The organism is Lutibacter litoralis (genome assembly GCF_014646675.1).
GTDB lineage: Bacteria > Bacteroidota > Bacteroidia > Flavobacteriales > Flavobacteriaceae > Lutibacter > Lutibacter litoralis.
On the sequence record NZ_BMNS01000004.1, the window covers coordinates 266,024 to 278,744 of the forward strand.

Below are 12,721 nucleotides of genomic sequence, written 5' to 3' on the forward strand. Positions count from 1 at the left end.
ATGAAAATGAAATAAAATGTCGAGGCTAAAAACCTCGATATTTTTTTATCGTGTTTACATTAAATCTAGTTGAACTCCAATTGGACAATGGTCTGATCCAAAAACATCAGAAAATATACTAGCTTCTTTTATGCTTTTCTTTAAAACAACATCAACTAAAATATAATCTATACGCCAACCACTATTTTTAGCTCTTGCATTAAACCGATAACTCCAATAGGTATATGCAATTTTATCAGGATATAAATGCCGGAAAGAATCAACAAAACCATTATTTAAAATATTGTTCATCCCGTCAATTTCAACTTGTGTATATCCTGCAATTTTATTGAAGTTTGCTTTATCATTCTTTAAATCTATTGCCCGATGGGCCACATTTAAATCGCCACAAATAAGTACTGGTTTTTTCCTTCTTAAGCGAGTTATATAGTTTAAAAAAACTGAATCCCACTTTTTTCTATAATCAAGTCTTTTCAATTTTAGTCCCGAATTTGGTACATATACATTTATTAAAAAAAAGTTTGAAAACTCAGCACAAATGACCCTTCCTTCTTTGTCAATTTTCATAAACTCATAAGACCTTGTAACTAATATTGGTTTTATTCTACTTAATAAAGCAGTGCCAGAATACCCTTTTTTATCAGCTGAATTAGAAAAAATATTAAAATTTTTAAAAGCTTGCAATAATTGAGTTGTTTGCTCATTAGTTGCTTTTATTTCTTGTAAGCATAAAATATCTGGGTTTTGTTTTAACACCCATTCGTAAAAGTTATTTTTAATAATTGCTCTAACTCCATTGATATTCCAAGAAATAATATTCATAATGTTATTTTTAAACGTTAAAAACGATTTATATTCACTTTCCAAAAAAAACGAGACTGAACAATACATAAATTAAACAGTCTCGCTTTTTCAATTAACAGTGAAGTTATAGAACTACTTCAATCTCGTTTTCAACTTTATAAACACCCGGTGCCGCATAGGCTGTTTTTTTAGCCTCATTTTTTTCAACATATGAGTGTACCTTTCCCTTTAATTTCACCGTATGACCATCAACATCAACTTTAATATTCTTAGCATCTATATCGGCCAAACGTTCAAATGCTTTGGTAATTTTAGCTTTAATTTCCGTAGGTTTTATAGCTTGTTTTAAAGTAATATTGTTTACTACTTTTTTCACTCCCAACAAAGTTTCAACTGATTTTAATGCTGCTTCCTTTTGGTAAAACCAATTGAGTTCTCCAGACAAATAAACCCAACCATCACGCACTTCAATAGTAACCTTATCTTCAGGTACAGATGAGTTCCATTTTAAAGCATTTACTGCTGCTTTCGCTATTTCCTTATCTGTTTTTTTGTATGCTGCACCATATTTAACCTCAATATCATCAGCTACAGCTTTAACACCTTTTACATTTTTAACCCCTTTCTCAGCTGCTAATTTTTTAGAGTAACTATCAACAATTCCTGTTAATGTTACTACCCCGTTTTCAACAATAACACCAATTTGAGTCTCATCAATATCTGGTTGCCACATTAATTCATCAAGAACATCTTCCTTAATTGCACTATCACTTTTCATAATAAAAAAATTTAAGTTAAACATTATAACTTCTAATCGATGTAAAATTAATTACTATAAAAAGAAGAAAAAATGATGCGTATCAAGTCTCACTTCTTTGTTCAAAAACATTCATTAAAAAATTAATTTTTAATGATACTTGCTCAAGCATAATGCCTTTAAAATACGTGCTTTTTTAACCTTAATGTTGTTATTTTTTATAAATTAAATATATCTAAAAAAATAAATATTAAACACGTTGAACTGATGACTATCATTTATTAAACCGTCTATTAACGATACCTTAATCATCTAAACTGACATTATTTAATGATACTTAAATGACTTTTTCTTCGCAAAAAATAATTCAAAAACCACATACTTTAACACCTGCAGAAGTTGTTAAACAATTAGATAGTGATTCAACTTTAGGGTTAACTACCAAGCAAGCGAAGGTTCGAATTGAAATTTTTGGCAAGAACAAATTACCCGAAGAAAAGTCAAAAAATATGCTTACCATCCTTTTTGAACAACTTTTAAACCCAATTATTTACATATTACTTATCGCTGTATTCTTAGCTTTGATTTTTAGAGATTGGCTTGAAGGAATTGCCATACTTATTGTGATAATAATTACTGTTGCCATTGGTTTTTTTATGGAACTACAGGCCTTACGGTCTTTAGAAGCGCTTCAAAAAATGGGACAATCAATCACAAAAGTTTTACGAGGCGGTATCTTACTTCATTTAAAGTCTTCATTATTAGTTCCCGGAGATCTTGTTATTTTAGAAGCTGGAGATATGGTTACTGCTGATGCGCGTTTAATCTATTCAGAAAACTTAACCGTAAAAGAAGCTGTTTTAACTGGTGAAAGTTTTCCTATTGAAAAAGAAATAGCGGTATTACCAATCAACACATCTATTTCTGAATTAAACAATATGGTTTTTAGAGGTACTTTGGTAACTAAAGGAATGGCTAAAGCCATTGTAATAGCAACAGGAAAGCACACCGAACTTGGTAAAATTCAACAATTAGGAATTACTTCAAAAAAAACACAAACACCCTTAGAAAAAAAGCTAACTAATTTAAGTAAACATCTTATTTTGTTAACCCTATTTTTAACCATTCTTATCATAATTACCGGATATTATAGAGGGAATGATTTTATGTTAATATTACAAACCGGAATTGCATTGGCTGTTGCCTCCATTCCTGAAGGTTTGCCTATTGTAGCAACAATTGCACTGGCACAGGGTATGCTTCGATTATCCAAAAAACAAGTGATTATTAAAAAACTAGAAGCTGTGCAAACATTAGGAGCTACTACAATTATTTGTACAGACAAAACAGGAACGCTTACCGAGGATAAAATGAAGGTACATACACTTGCTTTTGAAACTAATTCTTTTGAAAATGTTTACCATAAAAAAGCGCATTTTAGCATTGAAACAAAAAAATTAAAGGAGTTTGAAGAAATGGTGCTCACAAGTATTTTGTGCAATGACGCGCTCCTTTCTAACCATCATAAACATGGAGATGCCATAGATTTAGCTTTAAATGATTTTGCCGAATTTGTAGGCTTCAATCCACATCTCATTCAAAAAAAATATCCCGAGAAAATGGAAATTGCTTTTGATACAGAACGAAAAATGATGGCCACTGTAAACCAATTCAATTCCACATTTAAAATATATGCCAAAGGTGCCTTTGAAAGCATTGCTGAATGCTGCGATACGATACTTAGCAAGGGTGAAATAATTCCTTTTAATAATAAAGAAGAATGGATTAAAAAGGTAGATAATTTAGCTTCTCAAGGGTTAAGAGTACTTGCATTTGCCTTTAAAGATGTTGAGAAAATACCAGCATGTGAAAACTTTTTGCATCAGCTCACTTTTATTGGCATTATTGGATTTATTGACCCGCCAAGAGAAGATGTTAAAGCAACCATTACTACCTACAAAAATGCAGGGATTCGTGTAATTATGATGACCGGTGACCATCCAGGAACAGCAAAAAAAGTTGCACAGGAAATAGGTTTATTACCACAACATATTGCTAAAGAAATGGTAGTGTTGGGAAAAGATTTAACAGCTTTTGAAATACTTTCTGAAGAAAAAAAGGCAACACTTTTAAATACTATAATTTTTGCCAGAGTAACCCCTAAACAAAAATTGGACATCATATCACTTTTTCAACAAAATAATGCCATTGTTGGAATGATTGGAGATGGCGTAAACGATGTTCCTGCTTTAAAAAAAGCAGATATAGGAATCGCGATGGGCATAAGAGGGACGGAAGCTGCAAGAGCAACAGCTGATGTTATCTTAAAGGATGATAAATTTACGTCTATAGAACTCTCAATACACCAAGGAAGGGCTATTTTTGAAAATATTCGTCAGTTTGTGGTGTATTTATTATCGAGTAATTTAGCCGAAATTATTTCAGTAGGTATTGCCGCATTGTTGAATTTGCCTTCACCTCTATTGCCTTTACAAATATTATTTTTAAACCTTGTTACCGATATATTTCCTTCGTTAGCTTTAGGACTTGGAAAAGGCGAAAAAGATCTTATGAAAAAACCACCAAGATTGCCTAACGAACCTATTATGACGGCTAAATTGTGGAATGCCACCATTATTTATGGATTGTGCATTACTGTAAGTGTTTTAGGCATAACACTATATTCAAACTATATGTTGAAATTACCTTCCAATGAAATTAATAATATGGCTTTTTTCACCTTAATTTTTGCCCAATTATTAAATGTTTTTAATTTACCTAAACGTCAAGAATCATTTTTTAATAATGAAGTAACTTCAAATAAATGGATTTGGATTGCAATTGTAATATGCATAGTAATAACCTCCATAGCTTACTTTACACCACTAGTTGCAATTGCACTTTCAATTTCGCCATTAACTATCAGTAAATTAATAACCATTATCTTATTTGGATTTGGTTCTTTACTATTGGCACAGTTTATAAAACGTATTGGTTGGACGATTTAATTTTCAACGCTAGCTGCTTTTAAGTCATATTTTCAATTTTAAAATTTTTTCTGAACCTTCTCTTTCTAATATATTTTGGAGGTAAAACAGCTTCTTTTTCCATAATAAGCCTAGCAATAAGATAGCAAATAGTTGATTCTGCACCTTGATTTAAATTTACATGCGTTTTCTCCAATCCGTCATAACATCCTCCAGTTATTGGATTGTACATGGTTTGATTTAAATGGTTCTTCCCTAAAAACCAATTAAAAGCTTTCTTTTGAAAATTTTTATATTTAACATCTTTGGTTGTTTTATAAAACAACTCTAATGTTTGTATGGTGTAAGAAACATCAATAGGTTGTTCACCATACATATTAGATGCTATTCCTTTATGAAACCATCCATTATTTGAAATAACTTTAAACTGATTCTTAACAAATAGCTTAGATAATAAAAAATTAAAAGAATCTATGGCTACACTTTTATAGTTTGATTTTCCCGTAACTAAATAGGCACACAACATAGCTTCTGGCAAAACGCTATTGGCATAGGTTAAATAATTTTCAAACCATTTCCAATTCTTGGTTTCAGTTAAATCGTAATTTGAGATTAAATTATTTGCTAATTTTTCTATAACATATATAATTTCTGGCTGTTTAGTAACTGAATAGTACAAATACAATCCTTTAATTGCAAAACCAATGGCTCTAGGAGATAAAATATTTTTCACCCAAGGCAAGCTGTTTATAAAGCAAATAATCGCTTTATCTATTATGTATACAGGTAAATAGTCTTTTAATGAAATTACCATTCCAAGTGCCCAAACAGCTCTTGCGTTAGAATCTTCTAAATTTATATAACTATTTTTAATATGTTCAAAATTGTTTTCATCAATATAATTTACAAACGTACCCGATGGTTTTTGACAACGTACTATAAAATTTAAATACGTATTTATAAGCTGTAAATCTTCCTTTTTATGAAATAATTTATAATGCAAACTCATTGCTATTAAAGCACGAGCGTTATCATCTAACGTATAGCCTGAGGAGCTATCAGGTTGAGAAATTTTACAAAATTGAATAACTCCCAGCTCTGTCGTCATTTTTTTAAGATGATTCAATTTTATTGGAGGGTAATTGTATTTTATTGATTCTTTTTTATCAAGTAGTTTATTGTAGGCATTTACATGCTTTATTGCAACATTCTCCCAAGAAGATTCTCTTGTTTTTTGAAATGCTGAGATTGCCATAGATTGCCTTAAATCTTCATTAGAAAGTATCTTTTTAGTAGCTTCGGCTAATTGCTCATGATTTTCAATAGCTACCAATAAACCTGCATCTTCTGTAAGCACTTCTTTAGTATGTGGTATTGCTGTAGCAACAATTGGACAGGCACAACTCATTGCGTAGGAAAACGTTCCGCTAACAGCTTGGTTTGGATCTTTTGATGTAAATAAGTAGATGTCTGTTGCTTTTAAATAAGCTAATAACTCATTAATTTCTAAATATTTATCAATAAAAAGCACATGGTTTTTAAGGTGCAACTCTTCAACCAATTCTTCTAAATAATTGCGATATGTATCGGTATTATTTTTAATAGAATTTGGGTGTGTTTTACCAAGTATTAAATACAAAACATTGGGTGTATGTGCAACAATATTAGGTAGTGCTTTCAAAGCCGTCTCAATACTTTTACCATGACTTAAAAGTCCAAAAGTTGAAAGTATGGTACGGTTTTCTAAATTAAATTGTTCTTTAATTTCAATGGTATTTTGGTAGTCTACAATATGAGTGCCGTGGGGAATATATATTATTAAATCCTTTGGAATACCATAATCTTCCATTAATATTTTTTGAGATTGTTTGGTCATTACAAATACCAAATTCGATTTGGATATTAGCGTATTTACCAACAATTTTAATTCGTTATTGGGCTTAGGTATTACGCTATGAAATGTAAAAGTGACTGGTTTGTTTAAAGCTTCTAAAAATGTGATCAAATAATTTCCGTATGCCCCCCCAAACAGCCCAAATTCATGTTGAATATGCACAATCTTAATAGCACTATTGTTATTAATTTCTTCAGCAACTAATTTGTACTCTTCTTTAATGTTTGGATTTAATGTAAATTCCACTACATCTGATTTTTCAGTCTTTGTACTAATTTTACAAATAACACAGTTTAATGTTTTGTTAAATGAATTATTTATGGCCGAAATAAGATCCTTTGTAAATGTAGCAATACCACATTGGGTTGGTGGAAATGTAGTAACAAAAGCAATTTTTGTTTTATGTGATACTTGTTTCATTAGTCTTGTTTTAAAAGTTTATTTAATAGGTTGGTTAAATTTACTGAAGCCACTGCTACACAACTATCTGCTGCTCCATAATAAATATAAAGTTCATCATTAAAAAGTGCTGTTCCTGTTGGAAAAACAACATTATTTACAATTCCTTTTAGTTCATAATCTTCAGTAGGAGAAAATAGTGGTTGTTTTAATCTTCCAATTACTTTTAAAGGATTGTTTAAATCTAATAAAGCTACACAAGCGTGGTAAATTAACCCACTAGTTGTTGCTTGAGCTGAATGGTAGATAATTAACCATCCTTTTTCAGTTTCAATAGGTGGACAACCAGCTCCAATATGGCTACTTTCATGTTTCAATTTTGGCAGCAATACAATATGTTTTCCTAGACTAGAAATATAGTCTTCCCAAAAACTGCGTGTTAGTTCTTTTGGATCCGTAAAACAAAGTAATTGAATAGACGGGTGCAACCTATGTAAAACAGCTAGTTTTCCTTTAATTTTCTTTGAAAAAAAAGCCAAATTCTTATCCCATACATAAATTTTACCTTTCATTAATTCGGAAATTTTATATCTAGAAAAAAGCTCGTAAAACAAATAATGTGATTTTCTAATTTGATCGTAATTTTTTGTTATTAATTCAGCATATTCTTCAAAAGTTAATTTTGGAGTGATGATGCCCTTTTTTTCAAAATTTTTCAAATCTTTTGACGTTGCAAACGCACCAAAAACATTAATACCATCATATGCCGAATACGTTAAATAATAGGTGTCCTCAATTTTTGTAATTCTTGGATCTTCAATACCTTTAAACTCCTCACTAGTTTCAGGAACAAGCAAAGGCTCTTTTAACCTTTCAATTACTTTTAGCGGTCCGTCTAATTTACAATAGCCTATGCATGAAAAATTTCCCTTTCTCACCGCACGATAAAATAAATGAACGGTATTCTTCTCTTGATAAACTGCAGGATTAAAAACACTTTCATTTTCAAAACTAGTGGCTGTTTTTTCTAAAATAACTCCATGTTTTTTAACTTTAATCATTTTAAAACTATTTGAATATTACCTTCTATTTTAGACTTTTAAATTATTTTAAAGATGATTTAGGAATTGTTCTCGCAATTTCTAAAACTCATACTTTTCTTAAAAAGAAATTGAATACTTGTGTAAAGCTATTGACAATAGATAAAAAAGTAAATAATAGATATCATACTTTAACTCTTTATGAAGTAAATAAATTGATTTATATCATTTTTAGGGATTCAATCAAAACCGAATTATTATAGATTTTGACGGCTACTATAGCCTTCAAAAATATCTAAAAGCATTTAAATTCTAAAATAAGCTGCCTTTCAATTTATTATATGATAGTTATTGATTTTATATAATGTTTTTAAGTTATTCAATTAAAAAAAACATCAATCATATTTTTTTAGGCTGCGTGTTAACGCCTAATAATAAGGACAAGGTTTTTAAACTTTCTGTACGATCGGCAATTAATTTTATAATGCTTATAAACGGAATAAATAAAATTAAACCTGCAGTTCCCCAAATAATTCCACCTAAAATAATTGCAATAATAATAACAAGCGGATTTAATTTTAAACGGTTTCCTACAACTAATGGAAATATAATGTTTGCTTCCAGTATTTGAACAATTGTAAAAACAAAAATTATACCCAATGGATACCACATAGAATCAAATGTTATCCAAGAAATTGCAATTGGCAAAAGTGAAGAAATAATAATTCCAATGTAAGGAACAAATGTAAGAATTGAAGCAATAAACCCATAGGCAATTGGGTTTGGAATACCAAGAATAGCTAAGCCTATGCTATTTAAAACACCCACAATTAAATATACCAACAACATACCTTTCACAAAATTATAATAGGTATTAATTGTTTCAGTAAGGACTTCTCGAATATCATTTTTTTTATTTGAAGGGAAGAAATTGTATAATACATTTGTTAACATCTGCCGATAATAAAGTATAAAGATCGAAAAAACTGGGATTATAATCAGAAAAAAGAACGTCATAGAAATTGAATAAGCAGTATTTATTAGAGAATAAAATACTTGTACTCCAGAGTTATTCATCAATTTTTTTGGTAATTCAGACAAGAAATTTGCGTTAACATTATATTGCTCTTCTAGAAAACCATTTAATTGTATCAAGAGTTCTAGAAATTTATTCTTAAATGCTTCCCACTCTTTTAAAAATCCAACAATCTGTGAAAATAATAAATAGGTGATGCCCATAAATAGTATAAATAAAATAGAAACGGACAAGAAGATGCTCACGGTTTTATGAATTCCTTTTTTTTCCATCCATTTACAAATCGGATAAAGAACAAAGCTAATGAGCATTGAAAAACTCAGCGGAATAAATAGTGTTTGTCCAAAGTAGAGCACTATTGAAATTAGCACTGTATATAGCAAAATTTCAAGAATAGAAAATTTCCTGTTCGGAAGGTTAGGTGTTAGTTTTTTTATAATTTGTACCATGGAACACTTGAATTTTCAATGATGTTGCATAATGTTTAAGCTACTCATTATTTTAAAGTTGATTTAGGAATTGCTTTAGCAATTTCTATAATAGAACCGTTTCTTAAAATTGTATATTGTAAAATATCTCCTGACTTTAAATTTTGAATAAGCTGCCACGCTTTATGCAAATTTTCTTGATTTGTTAATCTAATATTTTCAACAGAAAGTATAATATCTCCTCCTACCATAAGCTCCACACCTTCAAAATAAATTCTAGAAAATCCCCCTTTTAACCCCATAAAATCACCCAAGGAAAAATTAGCTACCTTTTGCACTAAAACACCACCTTCTTGGGGAATATTTAAAATTCTAGCCAATGTTCCGGTAATTAAATGCGCTTCAATTCCTGTCCAAACTGATTGCTCATCTAATAATATTTTCTTTGCCACATTTGATGTTGTAGCAAAACCTAATCCCTGAAACCCTTTTGAATTGCTTAATATAAAACTAGAAATCCCAACTACTTCTCCCTTTAAATTAAACATAGGAGCTCCTGAACTTCCTTCATTTATAGCCGCATCAGTTTGAATAACTTCTGAAGTAACAAAGCCTCCTTTTATTTCATTTGAATATTTCCCACCAACATAACCAACCGATAAAGAATTTCCCAAACCAAAAGGTGCTCCAATTACAAAAATTTGATCCCCCACTTTTACATTATCCGAATTGCTTAATTTAACTACTTTTAAAGGCGTCTTTTTTACTGATATTAATTTAATTAATGCAACATCGGCTGGTGGATAAGAACTCACTACTTCAGCAAAAACCTCTTCGCCATCTGAAAATTTTACAATAATATTTTGAGCGGTTTGAACCACATGAGAAGCTGTCATTATTTCGCCTTCTTTTGAAACTACAAAACCTGATCCTAACCCTTTTACATTCAACATTAATTTTTGATAGCCTTGACCAACAACCTCAGATTCAGATGTTTTAATAAGCACCACAGCTTCTTTTGATTTTTCGTAAAGCTCACCAATATTTTGACCATACCCAGTTAAGCATAAAAACAAACTCACTATTAAAAAAGTATTTTTCATTGTAAAGTTTTTAAAGAAAAATCTCTTATATGCAAAGTGAATATTTTTTTGTAAAAATTCAAATGACCATTATCAAAGAACAACATTAGAATGTATGACATTTATCATTTGAACATCTATTCTAAAACAAGTGTGAAATTCATTACAGATCCGTTATCAGAATAAGTTAACTATAGATTTAATAAAACCATATATTTTAAGAGTACAGTACAAAAAAAGTCATATAATCGAATAGTTTTCCAAACTTTTTTAAAGATTGAACCAATTTTTCGTAGAGATAAAGATGGTTAACTGCGTTGAGCACAGTAATATTAGCTTGGGCAAGCATACGAATCACAAGCTCCAATGAAAAACGGAAACCTAAATATTCCAAAAAAAAAGAGCTAGTAAGTATTTCTTACTGCTCATTTTTGAATAATATTTTAAAACCGCCTAAAAAGGCATTTTCAAATTCATTTTCGCAGAGAGGAAGGAACTAAAACCTATTCTGAAAACCCTTAAAAATAAAGGGCTAACGGAGTAATTAAATTTAACTGACACCGAATTTGCCCCTTTTTATTTAATTCGAAATGTATTCATTTATGATATCATTACAAATTAAAGAATTTCAACTGATGAGGATTTCGTTCTATTTTCTATTCTAATCTTTCATAAATATTTCTTTATATCGTTTTTCAATATTTAAAATTTCATTCGCTGTTAATTCAGAAAATTCATTTTTTTGAGCTCTTTTCGATAGTAACCCCTGATTTTGTTCTAAAAAACGAATCAGTAATGCCACTGTATTATCTGGCATTTCAAAAGTGTTCTCTAAAAAATGTTTCATTTCATCAAATTTGTGCAGATAATTAACCTCTTCGGGTATTATATTTTTAATGGTGTCATTAACGCAATCATATAGAAACTCAGCCTGTGGTGTAGCGTCAAAATACTTATAAAAATCAATTGTATTATTTAAAACCTCCACATTATTATTCTTGGTTTTTTCCCAGTTGATAAAATCTAATAAAGGATGTGAATATGATTCTAACACTACTCTATAATCATTAATATGATTTAAAATAGAAGCTGAAACTGGAAAAATTACACCCTGCTGTGCGAAATTCATTTTAGCTAAAATGTGGTGTATTAAATAACGGTGTATTCTTCCGTTACCATCTACAAAAGGATGAATAAATACAAAACCAAAAGCGACTTTTGCCGCCACTAAAACGGCATCAAAACTTGACATTTCCATTCTTTGGAAACTTTGCAGAAGTCCCTCAATTAATTCCTCTACATCTTGCCACTTAGCCGAAATATGTTCTGGTATTGGGTCTCCAGTTATTCTATCGTGTTCCCCAACAAAACCACCTTCTTTTCTATAACCCATTTTAACAAATCTGGTATTTTCAATAACCATTTGTTGTAAGCGCAATAACTCTTCTTTGTTTAAATTTTTGGCTCCTGCCTGCCCTATCGCTTTTCCCCAAAGTTGAGCTCTCTTATTCGAGGGATTTTCACCTTCTATTGTAAAAGAGGCTTTAGAATCTTTTAATAATAAAAACGCTGAAGCACGTTGTAACACGTCTTTTCTAATATCTTTTAAAAAATCATTCTTTTTTGTAGAAATATTTGATTTAATATAATGCTCTAATTTTTCTGTTTTGTAAATAAGTGGACAAAAATCAGCTGTTCCAGGTAAATTATTTACAATACGTTGACGTGCAACATTTGATCCCTCAATACTGTATTGTAATTTATCATCAATTAAAGCTACAAAATTCCCCGATTTTAAATCTTGAATGTTTAGTTGTTTTTTAAATAACCATTCATATAAAAACCAGATTTTACGACTGTATTGCCCTAATGGTTCAAATTGCACCAATTCTTCAATCTCATTTATTGATAATTTTTCGAAAAGCTTTTTAAAAAACAATAAATTTATGCCTTCATATCGCAAAGCAAATATCAGTTGTTTGTATAGTGATTCAGCAGGTTGATGACGCGAAGTAAACACTTGCCATTCAGATGTTTTATACTGACGGTTTTTGGTGCTTATCAAGGCCAATTTAAATGGTAGTGGCATTTCTAATGCAAACACTTCAATTAATGCTCCATAACCTACCAACAAACCTTTTTCAGGAGCTGTTCTACCGTGAAAAACGATTATATCTTGTGAATAACACTTTTTTTCCATTTGTTTTTGTGAAAAATACTTAAATCAAATGTACGTGAAAAACAATTACAAACAATGAAAAACACTTATAATAACATACTAATTGTGAAAAATA

Annotated in this window: 8 protein-coding genes; 1 reads left to right on the forward strand and 7 read right to left on the reverse strand. The window is 30.1% G+C overall.

Features of this window, described 5'->3' with window-relative positions; translation table 11 throughout:
- Positions 1–54 precede the first annotated feature (54 nt).
- Both IEW75_RS07800 and IEW75_RS07805 read right to left on the reverse strand, forming a co-directional pair.
- Positions 55–822 carry an exodeoxyribonuclease III gene (locus IEW75_RS07800; protein ID WP_134248665.1) on the reverse strand — a complete coding sequence of 256 codons (768 nt, stop codon included), beginning with the start codon at positions 820–822 and terminating at the stop codon, positions 55–57.
- Positions 823–928: 106 nt separating this feature from the next.
- Positions 929–1,582 (reverse strand): BON domain-containing protein, encoded by a 654-nt coding sequence (locus IEW75_RS07805; protein ID WP_134248664.1) that lies wholly within the window; start codon positions 1,580–1,582, stop codon positions 929–931.
- Between the two features lie 320 nt (positions 1,583–1,902).
- Between IEW75_RS07805 and IEW75_RS07810 the strand changes: the two genes are divergently transcribed.
- Positions 1,903–4,569: a cation-translocating P-type ATPase gene (locus IEW75_RS07810; RefSeq protein WP_229714413.1), complete on the forward strand. Its 2,667-nt coding sequence runs from the start codon at positions 1,903–1,905 to the stop codon at positions 4,567–4,569.
- Positions 4,570–4,588: 19 nt separating this feature from the next.
- Here IEW75_RS07810 and IEW75_RS07815 read toward each other — a convergent pair whose 3' ends face one another.
- The 5 genes from IEW75_RS07815 to IEW75_RS07835 all read right to left on the reverse strand — a co-directional run bounded on the left by IEW75_RS07815 (position 4,589) and on the right by IEW75_RS07835 (position 12,627).
- Positions 4,589–6,862: a glycosyltransferase gene (locus tag IEW75_RS07815; protein WP_134248663.1), complete on the reverse strand. Its 2,274-nt coding sequence runs from the start codon at positions 6,860–6,862 to the stop codon at positions 4,589–4,591.
- Entirely contained in the window at positions 6,862–7,902 is a 1,041-nt protein-coding gene (locus tag IEW75_RS07820; RefSeq protein ID WP_134248662.1) for a glycoside hydrolase family 130 protein, read from the reverse strand. Before IEW75_RS07820 ends, IEW75_RS07815 begins: the two co-directional genes overlap by 1 nt.
- 378 nt (positions 7,903–8,280) lie before the next feature.
- On the reverse strand, positions 8,281–9,366 hold the full coding sequence (locus IEW75_RS07825; protein ID WP_134248661.1) for an AI-2E family transporter: 1,086 nt from the start codon (positions 9,364–9,366) through the stop codon (positions 8,281–8,283).
- Between the two features lie 47 nt (positions 9,367–9,413).
- On the reverse strand, positions 9,414–10,448 hold the full coding sequence (locus IEW75_RS07830; protein WP_134248660.1) for a S1C family serine protease: 1,035 nt from the start codon (positions 10,446–10,448) through the stop codon (positions 9,414–9,416).
- A gap of 640 nt (positions 10,449–11,088) precedes the next feature.
- On the reverse strand, positions 11,089–12,627 hold the full coding sequence (locus IEW75_RS07835) for a Fic family protein (protein ID WP_134248659.1): 1,539 nt from the start codon (positions 12,625–12,627) through the stop codon (positions 11,089–11,091).
- Positions 12,628–12,721 lie beyond the last annotated feature (94 nt).

What these genes read in the sequence shown, in the direction of transcription:
- IEW75_RS07835 (WP_134248659.1), bottom strand. Translation starts at nt 12,627, where the DNA reads ATGGAAAAAAAGTGTTATTCACAAGATATAATCGTTTTTCACGGTAGA.
- IEW75_RS07805 (WP_134248664.1), bottom strand. Translation starts at nt 1,582, where the DNA reads ATGAAAAGTGATAGTGCAATTAAGGAAGATGTTCTTGATGAATTAATG.
- IEW75_RS07825 (WP_134248661.1), bottom strand. Translation starts at nt 9,366, where the DNA reads ATGGTACAAATTATAAAAAAACTAACACCTAACCTTCCGAACAGGAAA.
- IEW75_RS07830 (WP_134248660.1), bottom strand. Translation starts at nt 10,448, where the DNA reads ATGAAAAATACTTTTTTAATAGTGAGTTTGTTTTTATGCTTAACTGGG.
- IEW75_RS07810 (WP_229714413.1), top strand. Translation starts at nt 1,903, where the DNA reads ATGACTTTTTCTTCGCAAAAAATAATTCAAAAACCACATACTTTAACA.
- IEW75_RS07820 (WP_134248662.1), bottom strand. Translation starts at nt 7,902, where the DNA reads ATGATTAAAGTTAAAAAACATGGAGTTATTTTAGAAAAAACAGCCACT.
- IEW75_RS07800 (WP_134248665.1), bottom strand. Translation starts at nt 822, where the DNA reads ATGAATATTATTTCTTGGAATATCAATGGAGTTAGAGCAATTATTAAA.
- IEW75_RS07815 (WP_134248663.1), bottom strand. Translation starts at nt 6,862, where the DNA reads ATGAAACAAGTATCACATAAAACAAAAATTGCTTTTGTTACTACATTT.